Genomic DNA, 18515 nt, shown 5'->3' on the forward strand with positions numbered 1-18515 from the left:
AATAAGTTGTTTTTAACAAACCGAGTGAGAGGATATTTAAGATGAAAAAAATCAGTTTAATAGCAGCTTTGTTGCTGTCTAGCCAGGCCAACGCGGCCCTGAATGCCGGCGACATCATGTTCACGGCCTTCAATGCCGATGAAGATGGTTTGTCATTTGTGACCTTTGTTGATATCGCCGCCAACACCACCATTTTCTTCAGCGATAACGAATGGACTGGCAGTGCTTTCAACAGTGGCGAAAGCTACAACCAGTGGGTGTCCAGCGACGTCGTTGCTGCAGGCACAGTGGTGCGTTTCTCCGCCTACGATAAAACCAGCCTGTCAGCGTCTACCGGCGTGTTGTCCCGCGTGACTGTCAGCGGTAACAGCAATTGGGGCATCTCTAACTCTGGTGAAACTGTCTACGCCTATCTGGGGACTGCTGCGACTGCACCAACCACATTCTTGAGCGCCATTACCAACGGGACGTTTGATGCCCATGGCCCTCTGAACAACACTGGTTTGACTGCAGGCGTGAACGCCATTGAATTGACGGCTAAAGCCGGTGCCTCCAGCAATCCTGACTACGCCGAGTATAACGGTGTACGTGGTGGCCTGAATCACTTTACTGATTACAAGGCACAAGTGGCTAACGTCAATAACTGGAATGTAGACACTGTAAACAACAGTGATTCTGCTGCATTGGTTCCCAATACCACAGCGTTTACCGTGGCTGCTGTGACGCCAGTGCCTGAAGCTGACAGCGTAGGCATGTTGCTGGCTGGTCTGGGTGTGTTGGCACTGGTACGTCGTCGCCAATCCCGTTAATCCCTAAAGCGTCTATTAATCATTTGTCAGGAGTGTCATGCAAGTGCATGGCACTTTGTGGAGAAAAGCATGTTTAAACTGAAACAATTAGCGGCGTGTGTGGCTTTGGCCATGAGCGCCAGCAGTGTATGGGCTGAGGGCGTGACCCTGTTGCATGTGGGAGATCAGGAGAGCTGGTTGCTGTCTGCCCAGGGCAACCTGCGTGACACCAGTGCCCAGGCAATTTCATTTTATGGTGGCGTCGACCGTCTGGCGACCGTGATCAAGAATGCCGAAATGGCAGCCGTGGCCCAAGGCCGTACGGTACTCAAGCTCAATGCAGGCGATGCCTTTTTGCCTGGTCCACGTTTCACGGCCAGCCTGAACAACCTGTCTACCAGCTACAGCGATGGCGGTCAGGATTTTTATGACGCGATCGCCTTGCGCCAGATTGGCTTTGATGCCATGGTGTTTGGCAACCACGAGTTTGATCTGGGTCCACAAATGGCTGCGCGTTTTGCTAAAGTAACTGGCAGCACCTATCTCTCTAGCAACCTGGACTTTAACGCCACCGCTGAATTCAGTGCTTTAAAAGCCAGCGGTCAAGTGGCGCCTTCCAAAGTGATCACCACCGCAGCGGGTCATAAAATTGGCCTGGTCGGGGCGACTACTCCGCTGTTGCCTACCATTTCTTCACCGGGTGCAGTCAGCGTGATCGGCTACGATGCCAACCACACCGAGGCACAAAACCTGCAAGCCTTGATTCCCCTGATTCAGGCTGAAGTCAATCGCCTGCGTAACGAGCAAGGTGCGACCACCATCATCTTGATGAGCCATCTGCAAAATGCCGCTAACGAAATTGATGTCGTGGTCCCTGCATTGTCCGGGGTGGATCTGGTATTGTCTGGCGGTGGTCATGAACTCATGGTGGATCCAGATGACCTGCTGATCAACGGCGGAGTCGGTGCCACTTATAATTCTGATCCGGTCTATGCCGTAGATGCCAATGGCCGCAATGTGCCAGTGATGACCAGCCATTTTGGTAACCGGTATGTCGGCCAGCTCAATTTTACGATTGATGATGCCAAAGGCACTTTTACAGCGGTTGAATCCAGCAAGATGATGCGCGTGTCTGGCGCGGCCGCCGATGCTGACCGCGTGGCTGGGGATGCGACCTTGCAAAGCAAGGTGGTGACACCCGTGCAAAACTATATCAATGCGCTCAATGCACAAATCATCGGCACCACTGCGGTGAAATTAAACGGCCCCACACATACGTCCTGTTCTGCTTTGCCATGCACTTTTGTGGCAGGCGTGCGTAATGCTGAAACCGGTTTGGGTGATCTGGTGGCTGATGCCATGCGTTTTGCCGGTAAAACCGATGTGGCGATTCAGAACGGTGGCGGCATCCGTACCAATATCGCTGCGGCTGGCAACGTGTCCGTCGGCGATACTTTTAATATTCTGCCGTTTACCAATCTGGTTAAACGCGCACCCGCCATGAACGCGACCCAGCTCAAAGACTTGCTGGAGCACGGTTATGGCGACACCAGCCCGACCGGTCGTGCCAATGGCCGCTATGCCCAGATTTCTGGCATGCAAGTGATCTACGACAGCCGCAACCCGGCCAGAACCACGCAAGGCACAGGTAGCCGCATTCAACGTGTGGTGCTGGATGACGGCACCGTACTGATTGATAACGGTGTGGTCGTCAACAATAGCCGTACCTTCTCTTTCACCACCATAGACTTTACGGCCGCCGGGGGCGATGGTTACCCGTTTGCAGCCAATGGCGTGGTGTTTGAAAACAGCCCATTCACCATTACCTATCAAGAGGCCCTGGCTAATTACATCCAGACGCCTAAAGCTGAAGGCGGTCTGGGTCGCTTGAACAATGCCGATGGCGATGAAATCACCACCAACCTTTATGGCCTGGAAAACCAGTACGACAAAGGCGGCCGTTTGATTGACCTGGCGATTGCCAACTCGACTGCTGGTGTGACCCGCACGGGCACGGCTGGCCGTGATGTGCTGGTAGGCACTGCGGGGGATGATGTGATCAATGGTGGTCTGGGCGTGGATACGCTGACAGGTGGCGCCGGTAACGACGTGTTTGTCTACAGCAGTCTGCGTGAAGCGGGTGACACCATCACTGACTTTACCCCTTATGCCGACAAAGTGCAGTTAACTGCCTTGCTGGCTTCACTGGGGGTGTCTGCCAATACCGCATTGACTGGTGGCTATCTGCGCCTGGTGGATGTGACAGGCGGTGTGCAGCTTTGGGTAGACAGTGACGGTGCTGCCGGCCCTGCCGCTGCCAGATCGCTGCTCACGCTCAAAGGCCTGACGGCGAAACAAGTGATGCCTGCTCGCGATTTCACACTTTAACGCTCAAGTTTTCACAGTTTTACTAATGCATACTTTTACTATTTAAAAGTTTTACGATTTCAAAGTTTTCTAGAGGAATATTGCAATGAATATGATCAAAAAACTCACTTTGGTGGCCTTGCTGGCAGTGGTGATGCCTGCGCAAGCCGCTATTCAATCCCTGCAGTTTAATGGCCTGGTGGATTCCGGATATTACAATGGCACCAGCTACCAAGGCTTATTCAGCTTTGATGATACTGGTCTGCTGTCCAGCGGCACTGAGTTAATTAACCTGAGCAGCTTGAACTTCAAATTTGGCAGCAGCCTGTTTGACTTGGGCACGCCGGCTTTATCCAGTGCGACGGCTGTGTTTCAAGATGGCGTATTTACTGGCATTGAGTGGTCTGTGGATTCGAATAGCCCGGCGATTGGCTTTAGCTTTATCGCGGGCGGTGTTGATGCCTCCGATGCGTACTTTACCTATGACACCACACTGGGTTTGTCCGGTGCTGGTAGCCTGACCTACGCAGCTGCAGTGCCAGAGCCTACCCAGTCTGGTCTGATGCTGCTGGGCTTGGGCATGATTGGCTGGATCGCTACCCGCCGTCAGTCATAATTCTGTTTGCACTTGCAGCAAAAAAAGCCCGGTTCGCCGGGCTTTTTTGCGCGCTGCCTATGTGTCAGAAAAAACTAGTCCGACTAGTCCTGTCTTAATGTGACTGCAACATTCACTCTTTAGACTTGCTGCTCAAATTCACTTGTCAGCAAAACTATGAAGAACACACTTGGTTTATTGGTTGCAATTTTAGGGCTCACACTCTCTGTTTCCGGCGAGGCTGCATGGAACAAAGACTGGGCTACCCAGCAGAAAATCAGCATAGACACTACCAATATCAAAGAGGCAGTCAACCAGGCGCCGATGCTGGTGCGTCTGCATTCAGGTAATTTTGATTTTACCGGCGCCAATGTGGATGGGACTGATCTGCGTTTTATTGCAGCGGATGACAAAACCGAACTCAAGTTTACCCTGGAAAAATATGATGCCGTCAACGAATTGGCGGTGGCCTGGGTGGTGTTGCCGCAAGTATCTTCGGCCAACAAGGATTTGTTTATCAATCTGGCAGCAGGCAATGAGTCTGCCACAGCCGCCAGCGATGCGCAGGCACTGAATGATCCGGCCTTGCTGGCACGGTTTTCCTTCTCTGAAAATGCCTTGCTCAAGGATAGCGGCCCAAGCCAGCTGACGGCCAGCGGCAACGCGACTGTACAAAAAGCCGGGTTGATTGCAGAAAGCGCCGTACTGAATAACAGTCCATTGGCATTGACTTTGCCTGCCGTACCTGCGTTGGCCAATGGCAGCACCTGGTCAGTCTGGCTTAAGCCTGCCAGCTTGCCACAAACCGCCGTATTGTTCAAAAGCGGCAATGTCAGCCTGCAGCTGGATGGTAGCGCCTTGTCCTTGCAGGCTGGAAGCGCAACGACCAAAGCAGGCGAATTAAAGGCCGGCCAATGGCAGCATGTGGCGTTGGTGTTCCAGGCGGGTCAGGCTTTGGTTTACCTGAATGGCCAAGTTGCTGGTCAAGTAGCAGTGACCGATGCGCAAGCGGCTGCGACATTCACGCTGGGCGAAAACCTGAATGCTGAAGTCGATGAGTTGCAGTTGGCGAACACTGCCCGCAGTGCCGCCTGGCTGACCTTGGTTGCCCAATCACAAGGCGCGGATGCCAGCATGGTGAAAGTGGCAGCCGCTGGCGGGGAAGAAGAAGCAGAAGGCGGCGAAGCCAACTACATGGGCATTCTGATCAACAGCCTGACCGTGGACGCCAAAGTGGTGATCGCGATTCTGGCGGTGATGTTCGCCATCAGCGCCTGGGTGATGGTGAGCAAAGCACGCCTGGTGAGCCGTACTGACAAAGACAATGACCTGTTTCTCAAGCGCTTTCAACAGTCTAGTGCGGCTGACTTGCTGGCACTGGACAAAACCGGTAGCTACACCCACTCCAATCTGTTTGGCTTGTACAAAGCGGGCTTACGTGAAATCAAAAAACGTGAAGTGGATGGCAAAGTGGCTTTGGGCGGCGCCTCAATTGATGCGATCAAGGCCGCTGTGGATGCCGATCTGGTGCGTGAAACCCAGCGCATGAACAGCATGATGGTGTTGCTGACCATTGCGATTTCCGGTGGACCTTTCCTGGGCTTGTTGGGGACTGTGGTGGGTGTGATGATTACCTTTGCTGCCATTGCCGCCGCCGGTGACGTTAACGTGAACGCGATTGCGCCGGGGATTGCAGCCGCCTTGCTGGCCACGGTGGCTGGCCTGGCCGTGGCGATTCCTGCCCTGTTTGGCTACAACTATCTGGCCAGCCGCGTCAAAAACATCACCATCGCCATGCAGATTTTTGTCGATGAGTTCATTACCCGTACCGCTGAACTGTACGGTAAGGAATAAGGCATAAGCGATGTCAGAAGGCGTCAAAGAAGAGAACCAGCTCTACGACGAGATCAACATTACGCCCATGCTGGATCTGGCGTATGTGCTGCTGGTGATTTTTATCATCATGACTACCGCGTCCGTGCAAGGCGTCAAAGTCGACATGCCACACACGGTGAACTCTGCTGCCTTGGCCAAACCGCAAATGCGCGCGATTACCGTTACCAGTGATGGCAGTGTCTACCTTGATGCGTTCCCGGTGGATATGGCACAGCTGGAGCAGCGCCTGGCGCAATACAAAAGCAGCAATCCCGAGCTGCCGGTGGTGCTCAAGGGCGATGCCGCTGCGCATTATGAAAAGGTCTCTGAAGTGCTGGAAATCTGTAAACGGCTGGACATTACCGAAGTCGGCCTGGTGACCAAGAAAGTGGTGGAGTAAGCCATGCAAGTCCAGAACGACGCCCAACCATACGACACCATCAACATCACGCCCATGCTGGACCTGGCCTATGTGCTGCTGGTGATTTTTATCCTGATGACCACGGCGGGGGTGCAAGGCTTGACCATGAATCTGCCCAAGCCTTCCAACAAGCCCAGCACTGAAAAACACGACATCAAAATCGTGCAGGTACAACAGGGCGGCACGCTCACCATCAATGGGGTTGGCGTGACCATGGCTGAACTGGAGACACAACTCAACCAGGCCAAGGCCATGGACCCTAAATTCAACGTCATGATCAAAGGCCAGCCGCAAGCGCCTTATGCCGGGGTCATTGGCGTGATTGATCTGGTTAACCGCTTGCAAATTGAAAACGTCGGCCTGGTGACCGGCAAAATTGGGACCTAGGGTATGGCGATGGAAGATAACCTTTCCACTGACACGCAGGTACATCCCGCACGGCTTTGGGCGACCCGCATCCTGATTGCTGTATTGGTGTTGGCCGTGTTGGCTGGCATCGCTTATGGCATCAAAAAACTGTTTTCGGGTGGGCCGACGCAGAAAAAGCAAATCACTACTGTGAAATTGCTACCCGACACACCGCCGCCACCGCCGCCGCCTCCGCCTAAAGAGCCGCCCAAGGAAACGCCGAAGGAGCAGCCGAAAGAAGCGCCCAAAGAGCCTGAGCCCAAACCGGTTGAAGCACCGCCTGCCGAGAACCTCAAGATGGAAGGCGCTGCGGGAGATGGCCCAAGTCCCTTCCAGTCCGGTGCCGTGAATAATGAGTACAAGGGGGGCGACGTCACCACTGGTCCCAAAATTGGCGGCAAAAAGAATATGGCTGCGTTTGCCTGGTTTACCAACAAGGTAGATGCGCAAATCAAGAAAGCGCTGGATGCAGAAAGTGGACTGAGCAAAGTGAAGTATCAGGTCGATGTCAGGGTGTTTTTAAATGCCCAGGGCGACATTGATCATGCGGAATTGATTGACTCCAGTGGTGATGCTGAAACCGATGCCTTGATCCGCAAAGTATTGAGCCGGATTCCGCCGTTGAAAGAGTCTGCGCCAGAGGATATGCCAAGAAAGGTCATCGTCAGAATGGCCTCGAAAAACATGTCATGAAGTACGGAACACACAACAGCGTTAATCACTATTGATCGCAAGCCTCGCAGTAAAGAGCCTCTTGGTAAAGAGCGAAAGTAACTAGGGAAAGATATGAAGATAAAAGCAAAGAACTGGATGATTCCATGGCTGGTGGCCGGCCTGTTTAGCACACAAGCGCAGGGTGTAATCGCCGGTGAACGTGAATCACTGGAAGAGGTGCGTGCCACCACCATGAATTTGATCGAGTTGCTGGTACAAGAGGGTGTACTGTCTAAAGAAAAAGCGGATGCTTTGCTCAAGCAAGCGCAAGCTGCCAAACAAAAAGCACAAGAAGAAGCGGCCAGTGTTGCCGAATCTGCAGCACCAGATGCGCCAGCTGCGGCGACGCAATCGAAAGCGATCCGCGTGCAATATGTGCCTGAGCATGTCAAAAACGAAATGCGTGCTGAGATTGAGCAAGAGGTGATGAAAAAACTCAATTACAAGGCAGGCGAGCGGTTAGGGATTCCAGAGTGGATTGATCGCGTTGAGTGGACGGGGGCTCTGCGTTTGCGCTACCAGGAAGATATGTTCAGTGATAATAATGTGACGCCTGCAGATCTTGCTTCTAATAATAGGCAATATATGCAAGTCAATAACACCAGTGAAGACAGACAGCGTCAGCGTATTCGCGCCTTGTTTGGCGCTAATCTACATATTAATGACTGGTTGAATGGTGGTATTCGGTTTACCACTGGTATGCTACAGACGCCAGTGACTCCAAACCAGACAGAAGGCTTCTCGCAGGGTAAATTTATCTTTGGGCTGGACAGAGCTTTTCTTGAGGCTAAACCCTATGATTGGTTAACCTTAACAGGCGGCCGGTTTGCCAACCCATTCTTTACTGGCAATCAGACGTTCAACACAGACTTGCTCTGGGATCCTGATTTGGCATTTGATGGCTTGGTAGCGAGAGTCAATCCTAAACTTAACCAACACTGGCAACTCTTCTCAACAGCAGGAGCTTTCCCTATTGAAGAGATTGAAAGTTCAGATACCAACAAGGCTCGCGATAAATGGTTATATGCCGCGCAAGGTGGGATTGAATGGACCTCTGATAACAACAGTAAGGTGAAGCTTGGCGTTGCCTATTATGATTTTAAAAACGTTGAAGGTAAGCCGAGAGAGTTTGTTGGAGATACACGCTATGACGCGACTGTTCCTCTCTGGCGACAAAAGGGGAACAGTACCTTTAAAATGAATCCGTTTGGAAATAACTGCGGCAGTCAAAACAATCCTTCACTTTGTGGGCTGGCCTCGCAGTTTCAGCTAATCAACTTTACTGGTGAGGTCGACTTGGCAGTTTTCGATCCTGTCCATGTCATTTTGCATGGGGCCTATGTTAAAAATATCGGCTTCGATCAAGAAGAAATATTGCGTCGAACCAACACATTATATGATGAGCAGGATGAGGGGTATGAGTTTGCGCTCATGGTTGGGCATCCAATGATTAAAAAACTGCATGACTGGCAAGTGTTTGGGGGATATAGGCGTCTTGAAGCTGACGCTATGTTGGATGGTTTCACCGACTCTAACTTCCGTCTTGGTGGCACAGATGCCAAAGGCTTTTATTTGGGCGCACAGTACGGCTTGGGCAAAAATGCCTGGTTATCTTCCAGATACGTCAGTGCCGATGAAATTTCTGGTTTGCCATTCTCTGTGGATACCTTTTTCCTCGACTTTAATGGCCGGTTTTAAAGGGACTGTATGAAACTCATCTCGTCACTCCTGCTGAGCCTGAGCTTGATTGGACTCTGTGTAGAGCCAACGGCTGCTGCAGAAAAGCAGGACAAATCGGCCAAACGTGCCGCCATCCTCATGCAAAAAATGAAGCAGGATTTGGAGGCTGAAAAATCTGCCCTGCAATCGCAGTTTGAGCAAGAAAAACAGGGCTTGTCGCAAGCCTTGGATCAGGCACAGTCTGCACAGCGCTCGCATTCGGCCAAATTGCAGGGACAGCTCAAACGCAACCAGCAATTGCAGTCTGACAATCAGAAGCTGTTGCAGGAAAAAGACGCGTTATCTGCGCAACTCAAACAGTTGCAAACACAGCTCGCCGAAAAGAACCAGCAACTTGAGGCGGCCGAACAACAACTCAAGCTTGCACATGCGACGCAAGAGAGCAACGAGCAGCAACGCAAACAACTGCTTTCCAAAGTGAGTGACAGCCACCAGAAGCTGACCAGCTGCGAAGAAAAAAACAGCCGTTTGTATGCGTATGGGCATGAGTTGGTGGATTTGTATGACAATGCCAGTTTTTATCAAAAAGTGCTGCGTTCAGAGCCGTTTTTTCAATTAAAGCGGGTTGAACTCGAGAATATCCTTCAAGAGAAACACAGTCAGTTACTGGAAAACAAGGTCGACAAAATTGCAACGCCTTAAGTGGCTTCCAGCATAGGCAGGTAGCTGGTTTGATGATAGGCTTGCCTGCATGATGCATTTAATTGATCACTGGTTCACGCGCGCAGAATGTGCGCGCATCTTTCCGTTTATCGGCTTTATTTTGCTGTTGGCCCTGCAGCCTTGGTTAGTGGATCTCTTCACTGCGCTGGGGGTGGCGGGGCAAGCGGCGTATTTGTGTCGCTGCTTGCTGGCCTTGGCGTGCCTGTTCTACTTTAAAGCCGATTATCGCGAGTTGACCGACAAGCCTGCGCGCGCGCAGATCGGACTTGCCTTACTGGCGGGGGTGCTGGTGTTTGTGCTGTGGGTTGCGCCTTACCCAGTCTGGTTGGGCGGGAGCGAGACACAAGCCATCGTGGCGATGCCTATGCAGACAGGGGAGGATCTGTTCTGGTTAGCGTGCCGTTGGGCGGGTTCTGCATTGGTTGTGCCTGTCATTGAAGAATTGTTCTGGCGTTCGTATCTGATGCGCAGGCTGGATGCGAACGATTTTCTGACTGTGTCACCTGCCGCAGTCACGACTTATGCAATCCTGCTAAGTAGCGTATTATTCGCTGTGGAGCATCAACTCTGGTTTGCAGGGCTGTTGGCAGGATTGGTATATGCCTGGTTATACCGTCATTTCCAGGTGCTCTGGGTCGCAATCATTGCGCATGTCACCACCAATGCGCTCTTAGGGGCGTGGGTAGTGTTTGGTGACCATTGGCAATATTGGTGAACCGAGTGTGTAAGCGTTTGTCTTGAACAGCGCGTCTTGCTCAAGACGGCGGATTAAAAACCGTTATCAGGTTGCGAGTGATCGCAACAGAAGTTAAAAATAGCGAATATTAAAGGGTGATGATGAAAAAAATCGCATTGATCGTACCAGCACTGATGCTGGTAATGGCTGGTTGCAGCAAACATGATGAAGCCAGTAAAGGCGGCTCCCAGGTGGTTGCTAAGGTGAATGGCAGTGAAATTACTGTGCATCAGTTGAATTTTGCCTTGTCCAAACTGGGCAAGCTGGACCAGTCGCAAGTGAAAGCCGCGTCTGAAAAAGTGTTACAGCAAATGGTAGACATGGAATTGCTCAAGCAAAAGTCTGTCGACGAAAAGCTGGACCGTGACCCGAATGTGTTACAAGTGCTAGAGGCCACCAAGCAGCAAGTGCTGGCGCAAGCCTATATGCAAAAAGTGGCGGCAAAGCAGGCCACCCCTTCAGCCGATGAAATCCAGAAGTTTTATGACACGCATCCTGAATTATTCAGCGAGCGTAATGTGTATGTGATCCAGGAGTTTGCCGTGAAAGATGGCACGCAACACGTCAGCGAAATTGAAGCAGGCATTAATGCTGCCAAGACGCCTGAGGAAATTGCGAAATGGTTGCAAGATAATAAATACGTCTTTAACGTGAATGCCAGCCGCAAAGCCGCCGAACAGTTGCCACTCGAGTTGCTCAAGCAGCTTAACGTGTTGAAAGCCGGTGATACCTTGGTGGTCAAAAGCCCACAAGCGCTGGTTTTGCTGTATCTGGCCAAAATTGATCGCCAACCGGTCAATTTTGACAATGCTAAACCAGTGATCCAGCAGTTCCTGGTCAACTCTGGACAGCAAACACTGATCAAGAATGAGGTTGCGAGTTTGCGCAAAGAGGCCAAGGTCGAGTTTTATGGCGACTTCTCTAAAATGACCCTGAACGCTGACACCACTGCGCCTGCAGTCCCGGCAGCCAAACCAGAACCTGCAGCGGTTGCACCAACATCGCCAACAGAGGCCACACATAATCAGGCGATTGAAAAAGGTTTGTCCGGCTTGTAAGCATCGACTTGCCAACGGAACGGCAGACCTACCAAATCAACAAAAGCCCTGCATCTTGCGGGGCTTTTGTTTATGGGAGGATTTTCAGATGCAGACAAAAACCGTAATGCCGCTTTTGTAGTTTTGTAATTAGAAGGCGGGCATGCAAAGCAAAGTTAATGGCGTCAAAGATCTTTATTTGCCAAAGGATAGCAGTCAACGAGAAAGCGAATTTACTTAAGCATCACTATGGCTGGACCATGAAGTGGTTTGTTTTTTTGTGTTCTGCTTATGCATTTTTAATCCTGATAAAGGTAATTCGTTTATTGCTGAGTCGCAGCAAATTGTGATCGTAGCAATTAATAATTAATTTAAACAAAATCAATTGATAGGCTATGAAGTCAAGCACGCTTAAGGCGCACTCATTTACAGTCCGCAGTATGAAATAGATTCAATCATCAGCTCAAGCAAAGTGATGATCTTGCGGCCATCAAGCGTCCTCTCAATCCTCTGAACACACTAACCTTTAACCTTACCTCAAGCACGCTGTTTTCTGCGCCAGGCCCAGCCGCCAGCGAGCAGCAAGGCCAATGGCAGCCCAAACTGGAAACCGTTAAACAGCAGCATAAGCCACGTACGTTGCGTTGGTAATGCAATCACGGTATCGCGGAGTGGCGTCACGGGCAGGCTGACGGTAGGCTGGTTATTCACGACCCATTGCAGGCTTTGCAGGCTGAGTGCCAGGTTGCCGCCGCGCTGGATTTGCTGGTTAGAAAAAAAGTCTGCGCTCGCGATGACCAGAATGCGTTGTTTGTTGCCCGAGGCTAGGGGTTTTTCCAGCGCCAGCATCAGTGTGGCCGGGCCGGGCGTATCTTTGGTGGCATTAAAGGTCATGGAGGAGGGCGCTGGATGTGCGGGCTGATAGCTTGCGCTTACCCAGCCTTGTTCTGCTGCTGCCACCAGAGGCAGGCTTTGCCACGGGTCATTCGGGATGCGCTGGTGCTCTATCGCGTGCGCCTGGTTGAAGAAGGTGCGCAAGCCAAATTCCTGTGTCGGTCCGCGGGCGCCATAGCGCTGGGTACTTAAATCATGCAGGGGAATATCAAACTGGCGATTGACTGGATCAATGACTATGCCTGGGCTAATGGTCAGGCGCAGGTCTTGTGCCAGTGCTTGCAAGCCCTGTGCCTGTGGCGAGGTGGTGAGCCAAACCAGGTTGCCGCCCTGTTGCACATGTTGGCGAATCGCCGCGATTTGTGCAGGCGAGTAGGGTTTGTCGCTCCCGGCCAGGACCAAACTTGGTAAGGTTTTCGCTGGCGTGGCTGGCAGGTCTCCGGTCAAGACGGGGATGCCTGCATTTTGTAGGGCTTGTGCCAATTGGCTCAAACCAGTGCCATGCGTGTCATGCAATGCATGGGCCGCGAGAAATTGCAGCGGGGCGCGTTCGCCATGCTGCAGGCTGAGTAAGGCATTGGTAAAGGCTTCTTCGGTGTAAGGCAAATACAGGCGCTGCTGCTGGCCGGCATAGCGGATCAGCATTTCGCCTTCTTTTTTAATCTGCCACTCTCTGGCCAGCGTAGGTGCGGTGGCCGGATCAATAAATTGCAGATGTATGCCGCGGTGTTGCTGCTGATAGCGCTGCACCAGCGCCACAATCGACTTGCGGAAATAGCGGCCCTTGAACGGGCTGTTGCTGCAAAACGCGATAATCTCTATCTGCCCCGGCAGGTCGTTGAGAACCTGCTGGCTGGTGGCAGATAAGGTGTTGCGATGATTGTGTGTGGTATCTGCCGTGGCATGAAACTGCCAGGCCAGCCAGCCCAGTCCCAGTGCCACAATTAGCAGCGCAGGCACCACCAGTTGATGCTGCCACCAGTGGGCAAGGCGCTGGCTTAATGGAGGGACGGTGGAGGTGTCTTTGGGTGTATTAGCCATACAGTCGGTCCGCATGTAAACGCCGGATCGCCAGCAGCACAAAAAAGCCGGCAAACAAGACAAAAAACAGAATGTCGTAGCTATTGAGAATGCCCAGCGCAAACTGGCGGTAATGCTGCATCAGTGAAAAATCATGAAACAGGGCCTGGTGGTCGTCGCTGAAAAACTTATCCAGCAACAGCCAAAAAGTCAGCGCGGTCAGGCTGCAGAATGCTGCCAGGATAGGGTTGGCGGTCAGGCAAGAAATATAGAGCCCGAGTGCACTGCTGGCTAGCATCAATAACCATAAGCCAAACGCATGCGTGAGCAGATAGGGCAGGTCAATTTCTGCCCAGGGCAGCAGCAGCGCGATCATCAGCACCATGCTGAGAATTAACAGACTCAAATAGCTGAGGATGCCTAGCAGCTTGCCCAGAATCAGTTCAGTCATGCTGAGTGGCGCGCTCATGAGCAAGGCCATGGTCTGGTTTTTGCGCTCTTCACTGATCAGCTTCATGCTCACCAGTGGCACTACAAACAGCATCAGCACGGCTGCCACACCAAACACACCTTCCGCCATAAACTGGGTGAGGCCGATACGCTGCACCTGCCAATGCGCGCTTTGCATGATCTCGAAATACTGGTTAAAACTCAGGCTGTAATAAGTGCCAACAATGGCCTGAAAGATGGCCAGCACCAGCCAGCCCATGGGTGTGGCAAACAGGCTGCGTAATTCTTTGCGGGCAATGATCAGTATCATGGGCAACCCTGCGCTTACAAGCCCTTGATAATGCCGAAACGCACGGCAATATGTACCAGCTGGCCCGTGGTTTCGACGCCTAGCTTTTGCCGCACACTGGTCTGGATGTTGGCGACGGTTTTATAGCCAATATGCATGGCCTTGGCAATCGCTGCCAGCGCCTCCCCTTGGGCAATGCGTCTGAACACCTCAAACTCGCGTGGCGAGAGTTTCTGGATCGGGTTTTCCTGGCTTTCCAGGTGATACATGGACAAACTCTGCGCCAGTTCGTTATTGATGTAGCGGCCGCCCTTGAGGATTTTCTGCACCGCTTCCAGCACTACTTCTGGCGGCTCAGTTTTGGTCACATAGCCGCGTGCGCCTGCTTGAATCGCGCGCGTGGCATAGATGCAGTCATCATGCATGCTAAAAATCAACACGCGCATCTGCGGCTTGCGGTGCAAAATGCGTTTGAGCGTTTCCAGCCCCCCTATGCCAGGCATGTCCAGATCGAGGATCAGCAAGTCCGGGTGGTTTTTTTCCACCAGCAGGCAGGCTTCTTCGCCACTCAATGCATCCTGCGTGACCTGGTGATTGGCCTGCTCCAGCATGGTCCGCAAGCCTTGCCTCAGCATGGCGTGGTCATCTGCGATCATTACTTTGGCCATGACGCGTACGACTCCTTACTTCTTGTTGGCAAAGGTGATGTTCACACATTTGTCGTTGGCAAATGTGAGTTCGGCGGTATTGAAATATTTATTTGGCGCATATTGAATCTTGCCCTGGTAATACCACATTTCAACGCTGTCACCTTCGCCTGCCGTCGCTTGACCTTTTTCCTGCAGGATCTGGTCAGCGTTATGGGGTTTAACGGCCACTTCCTTTTTCACCGGTTTGCCCAGTTGCTCTTCGACAAATTGGCGGGATTTTCCGCTATAAGCCTGCAAGAAGGGCTGCTCTAGCGTGTTGAGGTCTTTGGCTGCGAGCGAAAAAGGGAACAGCAGTACGATCAGGCCTGGCCATTTAGGATGTTGCATAGTCATTGACTCCCGGGTTGGTGGGTAAGGAAGAGGCAGGCAAAGCCTGCGGGTGTGCCTGCAAGGGCAATAGGCCAGTAATCAAGGTGCCGGCTTGCAAGCCACTCATGAGCTTGAAGCTGCCATGCAGGGATTCGATGCGTTCGCGCATGCCGACCAGGCCGACGCCTTCGGTGGCCAGTGAAGTATCCATGCCTTTGCCATTGTCACGTACTTCAATCTGCAACCACCATTTGTCCTGACGCTGGATCACCTGCAAATCGATCCAGACTTCGGTGGCCTGGGCGTGACGTGCAATATTGGTCAGCGCCTCTTGCGTCACGCGAAACGCCACGATATTGATATCTTCGTTTAAGGCATGCTCGCCGGTATCCAGCATCAAATGGCAATCCACGCGCGGATTGAGTTTTTTCCAGTCACTCACCAGTCGCTCGATGGCCCCGACCAGGCCCAGTGAGTCCAGCGCGGGCGGGCGCAGATGCTTGATCAGGGCGCGGATGGATTGCTGGACGTGTTGCGTATTGGAGGCGATTCTGACCGCAATCACATGCGCCTGCTCCGGCGTGCTTTTTTGCAGGGTGAGTGCATCCATACGGATTGCCGTCAGGTATTGCCCGGTTTCGTCATGAATCTCGCTGGCAATATATTTGCGCTCATGCTCTTGCACCTGCATGGCATGGCGCGCCAGCACACGGTTTTCTTTCAGGGTACGTTCCAGGTCCTGCTCGACTAGGCATTGCTCGGTCATATCTACCAGATACCCATGGATTTGTGCGGCCTGGTTGTCGCTGGGCGCCATGTAAACAAAGCGGGCACTCACATAACACGGCAGGCCATCCGGGCGGCGGATTTGCAGCTTGTTGAAATTGATTTCCTGCTGCTGTTGCAATTGCACAATAAATGGCAGCCAGTCAAAGCTGAACAACTCACGTGTATTGCGGTTGTGGCTCAGCGGGCGGCAAATACGCTCAAAGGCGCGGTTGTGCATGCCGATGTTGCCTTCCAGGTCCAGCACGACATTCCCGGTCAAATCTCCATCAAACAGGGTTTTATAGAGCTGCTGGCTGCTACTCAGACGCGCCTCGGTCTGTTTGCGGCGCTGGATTTCGGCATGAATCTCACGCCAGCGGCGCTGACTGAACCACACACTGAGCAACACCAATACAAACAGCGTCAGCGGGACTTCGTCTAGTTGCGCATATTCATAGGTGAGTAGCCAGGCGTTCACACGTTCTGCCAGGTCGAATGCGGATGACAGCACAAAGGTGACGGCCACGCCTGCGATCACGATAAGCGTGTCACGACTGGCCCGACTGAGATGGCCGAGCTGATGAAATACCCTAAAGAATGGCATAGACCAATGATATGAATGCATGACTTGAAAGATCCACTCAGTCAGCGCAGAGCACATCTGCTATTGACAGTGTTGGCGGTCAATTTGCGCCAAGTGAATGTGCGCCACTATAGACCACATCCTTAAGCTGGCTGTAGTGAAAGATTCCCGTTGTGGGGTGTGATGCGATGATGAATTCTTGAATAGATGATAGGGAATGTTTCATCTATTGCCAATGTTACAAATTATTAACAATTTCGGTCGTGAAGTGCAGCATTCGGGGGGGTGACTGCAACAACACATCAAACTCATTCTTGAGAGATTAGGAGATCGTATGAAAAACAATTCAACACGTGCCATTGTTGGCGCTTTGGTTGGAGGCTTGTTTGCCAGCGTTTCTGGTCTGGCATTTGCGGATGCTGACCTGGACAAGGCATTGAACACCCCAGGGGCTTGGCCTGTGGCAACCGGTGGCTATTATAGCCAGCACAACAGCCCGCTGGCACAAATTAACAAATCCAACGTTAAAAATGTAAAAGCAGCCTGGTCATTCTCTACCGGTGTGCTCAATGGTCACGAAGGTGCGCCATTGGTCATCGGTGACATGATGTACATCCACTCCGCTTTCCCAAACAACACTTATGCTTTGAATCTGAACGATCCAGGCAAAATTGTTTGGCAACACAAACCTAAGCAAGATGCTTCTACCAAAGCAGTGATGTGCTGTGACGTGGTAGACCGTGGTCTGGCTTACGGCGCGGGTCAAATCGTGAAGAAACAAGCCAATGGCCATGTACTGGCATTGGATGCCAAAACCGGTAAGGTGAACTGGGAAGTGGAAATGTGTGATCCGAAAGTCGGTCAGACATTGACACAGGCACCGTTTGTCGCCAAAGACACGGTCTTGATCGGTTGTTCTGGCGCTGAGCTGGGTGTGCGTGGTGCGGTTAACGCACTGGACCTGAAAACAGGTGAACTGAAATGGCGTGCGTTCGCAACCGGTTCTGACGAGTCCATCCGTTTGGCAAAAGACTTCAACAAAGAAAACCCACACTACGGTCAATTTGGCCTGGGCCTCAAAACTTGGGAAGGCGATGCCTGGAAAATCGGTGGCGGTACTAACTGGGGTTGGTATGCTTACGATCCTAAGTTGAACCTGTTCTACTACGGTTCCGGCAACCCAGCACCATGGAACGAAACCATGCGTCCTGGCGACAACAAGTGGACCATGACTATCTGGGGTCGTGACCTCGACACCGGAATGGCGAAATGGGGTTACCAAAAGACACCTCATGACGAGTGGGACTTTGCTGGTGTGAACCAGATGGTACTGACTGACCAACCGGTTGACGGCAAGATGACACCGCTGCTCAGCCACATTGACCGTAACGGTATCTTGTACACGCTGAACCGTGAAAACGGCAAGCTGATCGTGGCTGAAAAAGTCGACCCAGCCGTGAACGTGTTCAAGAAAGTGGACCTGAAATCAGGCACACCAGTGCGTGATCCAGAGTTTGCAACCCGTATGGACCACAAAGGCACCAACATTTGTCCATCTGCGATGGGCTTCCACAACCAGGGGGTTGACTCTTACGACCCAGAAAGCCGTACCTTGTACGCAGGCCTGAACCACATTTGTATGGATTGGGAGCCGTTCATGCTGCCATACCGTGCCGGTCAGTTCTTCGTCGGTGCAACCTTGGCGATGTACCCTGGCCCGAATGGCCCAACCAAGAAAGAAATGGGTCAGATCCGTGCATTTGACCTGACCACTGGTAAGGCTAAATGGACCAAGTGGGAGAAATTCGCAGCTTGGGGCGGTACTTTGTACACCAAAGGCGGCCTGGTTTGGTACGCAACACTGGATGGTTACCTGAAAGCGTTGGATAACAAAGACGGTAAAGAGCTGTGGAACTTCAAGATGCCATCTGGTGGTATCGGATCTCCAATGACTTACTCCTTCAAGGGTAAACAATACGTCGGCAGCATGTACGGTGTCGGTGGCTGGCCAGGCGTTGGTCTGGTGTTTGACCTGACAGACCCAAGTGCTGGTTTGGGTGCGGTTGGTGCGTTCAAAGAACTGCAAAACCACACACAAATGGGCGGTGGCCTGATGGTGTTCAGCCTGTAATTCAAGTCCTGAACCTG

Annotated in this window: 17 protein-coding genes; 12 read left to right on the forward strand and 5 right to left on the reverse strand. The window is 52.2% G+C overall.

The features are described from left to right. Positions 1-41: 41 nt before the first annotated feature. The 11 genes from ACT53G_RS00110 (at position 42) to ACT53G_RS00160 (ending at position 11365) form a co-directional block, all read left to right on the forward strand. A complete protein-coding gene (locus ACT53G_RS00110) occupies positions 42-809 on the forward strand; it encodes a PEP-CTERM sorting domain-containing protein (RefSeq protein ID WP_476168361.1) in 768 nt (255 codons plus the stop codon). A 69-nt stretch (positions 810-878) separates the two neighbouring features. Beyond that, complete coding sequence (locus tag ACT53G_RS00115; RefSeq protein ID WP_476168362.1) at positions 879-3176, forward strand: 5'-nucleotidase C-terminal domain-containing protein; 2298 nt, start codon at positions 879-881, stop codon at positions 3174-3176. Between the two features lie 85 nt (positions 3177-3261). After that, on the forward strand, positions 3262-3771 hold the full coding sequence (locus ACT53G_RS00120) for a PEP-CTERM sorting domain-containing protein (RefSeq protein ID WP_476168363.1): 510 nt from the start codon (positions 3262-3264) through the stop codon (positions 3769-3771). A gap of 156 nt (positions 3772-3927) precedes the next feature. Continuing rightward, positions 3928-5604 (forward strand): DUF2341 domain-containing protein, encoded by a 1677-nt coding sequence (locus tag ACT53G_RS00125; RefSeq protein ID WP_476168364.1) that lies wholly within the window; start codon positions 3928-3930, stop codon positions 5602-5604. Positions 5605-5614: 10 nt separating this feature from the next. Continuing rightward, on the forward strand, positions 5615-6025 hold the full coding sequence (locus ACT53G_RS00130; protein ID WP_018986307.1) for an ExbD/TolR family protein: 411 nt from the start codon (positions 5615-5617) through the stop codon (positions 6023-6025). A gap of 3 nt (positions 6026-6028) precedes the next feature. Then, entirely contained in the window at positions 6029-6433 is a 405-nt protein-coding gene (locus tag ACT53G_RS00135) for an ExbD/TolR family protein (protein ID WP_194747416.1), read from the forward strand. Between the two features lie 9 nt (positions 6434-6442). Continuing rightward, a complete protein-coding gene (locus ACT53G_RS00140; RefSeq protein ID WP_476168365.1) occupies positions 6443-7147 on the forward strand; it encodes a TonB C-terminal domain-containing protein in 705 nt (234 codons plus the stop codon). 213 nt (positions 7148-7360) lie between these two features. Beyond that, positions 7361-8866, forward strand: a complete 1506-nt coding sequence (locus tag ACT53G_RS00145) for a putative porin (RefSeq protein WP_476155518.1) — start codon at positions 7361-7363, stop codon at positions 8864-8866. Positions 8867-8875: 9 nt separating this feature from the next. After that, on the forward strand, positions 8876-9550 hold the full coding sequence (locus tag ACT53G_RS00150) for a hypothetical protein (RefSeq protein WP_476168366.1): 675 nt from the start codon (positions 8876-8878) through the stop codon (positions 9548-9550). A 49-nt stretch (positions 9551-9599) separates the two neighbouring features. Next, complete coding sequence (locus ACT53G_RS00155) at positions 9600-10286, forward strand: CAAX prenyl protease-related protein (RefSeq protein ID WP_338656808.1); 687 nt, start codon at positions 9600-9602, stop codon at positions 10284-10286. Between the two features lie 119 nt (positions 10287-10405). After that, positions 10406-11365, forward strand: coding sequence for an EpsD family peptidyl-prolyl cis-trans isomerase (locus tag ACT53G_RS00160; protein ID WP_476168367.1), 960 nt, complete (start codon positions 10406-10408; stop codon positions 11363-11365). 516 nt (positions 11366-11881) lie between these two features. Here the strand turns inward: ACT53G_RS00160 and ACT53G_RS00165 are convergent. From ACT53G_RS00165 to ACT53G_RS00185, 5 genes are read right to left on the reverse strand one after another with little or no spacing between them, the layout of a single operon-like run. Next, positions 11882-13279 (reverse strand): DUF4350 domain-containing protein, encoded by a 1398-nt coding sequence (locus ACT53G_RS00165; RefSeq protein WP_476168368.1) that lies wholly within the window; start codon positions 13277-13279, stop codon positions 11882-11884. Beyond that, the gene (locus ACT53G_RS00170) at positions 13272-14018 is read right to left on the reverse strand and encodes an ABC transporter permease (protein WP_194747403.1); all 747 of its coding nucleotides are present in this window, start codon (positions 14016-14018) and stop codon (positions 13272-13274) included. Before ACT53G_RS00170 ends, ACT53G_RS00165 begins: the two co-directional genes overlap by 8 nt. 14 nt (positions 14019-14032) lie before the next feature. Next, the gene (locus ACT53G_RS00175) at positions 14033-14665 is read right to left on the reverse strand and encodes a response regulator (protein ID WP_194747401.1); all 633 of its coding nucleotides are present in this window, start codon (positions 14663-14665) and stop codon (positions 14033-14035) included. Between the two features lie 15 nt (positions 14666-14680). Continuing rightward, the gene (locus ACT53G_RS00180; RefSeq protein WP_275357165.1) at positions 14681-15034 is read right to left on the reverse strand and encodes a hypothetical protein; all 354 of its coding nucleotides are present in this window, start codon (positions 15032-15034) and stop codon (positions 14681-14683) included. Continuing rightward, on the reverse strand, positions 15021-16409 hold the full coding sequence (locus ACT53G_RS00185; protein ID WP_228518681.1) for a sensor histidine kinase: 1389 nt from the start codon (positions 16407-16409) through the stop codon (positions 15021-15023). The genes ACT53G_RS00180 and ACT53G_RS00185 overlap by 14 nt, the downstream gene beginning before the upstream one ends. Before the next feature lie 292 nt (positions 16410-16701). Here ACT53G_RS00185 and ACT53G_RS00190 point away from each other — a divergent pair, with 292 nt between their 5' ends. Continuing rightward, positions 16702-18498 carry a methanol/ethanol family PQQ-dependent dehydrogenase gene (locus ACT53G_RS00190; protein ID WP_194747397.1) on the forward strand — a complete coding sequence of 599 codons (1797 nt, stop codon included), beginning with the start codon at positions 16702-16704 and terminating at the stop codon, positions 18496-18498. Positions 18499-18515 lie beyond the last annotated feature (17 nt).

The organism is Methylophilus sp. DMC18 (assembly GCF_056314005.1).

Bases quoted from the DNA above. Each gene is read 5' to 3' on its own strand.
- ACT53G_RS00110 (WP_476168361.1), top strand. From the start codon at position 42: ATGAAAAAAATCAGTTTAATAGCAGCTTTGTTGCTGTCTAGCCAGGCC.
- ACT53G_RS00115 (WP_476168362.1), top strand. From the start codon at position 879: ATGTTTAAACTGAAACAATTAGCGGCGTGTGTGGCTTTGGCCATGAGC.
- ACT53G_RS00120 (WP_476168363.1), top strand. From the start codon at position 3,262: ATGAATATGATCAAAAAACTCACTTTGGTGGCCTTGCTGGCAGTGGTG.
- ACT53G_RS00125 (WP_476168364.1), top strand. From the start codon at position 3,928: ATGAAGAACACACTTGGTTTATTGGTTGCAATTTTAGGGCTCACACTC.
- ACT53G_RS00130 (WP_018986307.1), top strand. From the start codon at position 5,615: ATGTCAGAAGGCGTCAAAGAAGAGAACCAGCTCTACGACGAGATCAAC.
- ACT53G_RS00135 (WP_194747416.1), top strand. From the start codon at position 6,029: ATGCAAGTCCAGAACGACGCCCAACCATACGACACCATCAACATCACG.
- ACT53G_RS00140 (WP_476168365.1), top strand. From the start codon at position 6,443: ATGGAAGATAACCTTTCCACTGACACGCAGGTACATCCCGCACGGCTT.
- ACT53G_RS00145 (WP_476155518.1), top strand. From the start codon at position 7,361: ATGAATTTGATCGAGTTGCTGGTACAAGAGGGTGTACTGTCTAAAGAA.
- ACT53G_RS00150 (WP_476168366.1), top strand. From the start codon at position 8,876: ATGAAACTCATCTCGTCACTCCTGCTGAGCCTGAGCTTGATTGGACTC.
- ACT53G_RS00155 (WP_338656808.1), top strand. From the start codon at position 9,600: ATGATGCATTTAATTGATCACTGGTTCACGCGCGCAGAATGTGCGCGC.
- ACT53G_RS00160 (WP_476168367.1), top strand. From the start codon at position 10,406: ATGATGAAAAAAATCGCATTGATCGTACCAGCACTGATGCTGGTAATG.
- ACT53G_RS00165 (WP_476168368.1), bottom strand. From the start codon at position 13,279: ATGGCTAATACACCCAAAGACACCTCCACCGTCCCTCCATTAAGCCAG.
- ACT53G_RS00170 (WP_194747403.1), bottom strand. From the start codon at position 14,018: ATGATACTGATCATTGCCCGCAAAGAATTACGCAGCCTGTTTGCCACA.
- ACT53G_RS00175 (WP_194747401.1), bottom strand. From the start codon at position 14,665: ATGGCCAAAGTAATGATCGCAGATGACCACGCCATGCTGAGGCAAGGC.
- ACT53G_RS00180 (WP_275357165.1), bottom strand. From the start codon at position 15,034: ATGCAACATCCTAAATGGCCAGGCCTGATCGTACTGCTGTTCCCTTTT.
- ACT53G_RS00185 (WP_228518681.1), bottom strand. From the start codon at position 16,409: ATGCATTCATATCATTGGTCTATGCCATTCTTTAGGGTATTTCATCAG.
- ACT53G_RS00190 (WP_194747397.1), top strand. From the start codon at position 16,702: ATGAAAAACAATTCAACACGTGCCATTGTTGGCGCTTTGGTTGGAGGC.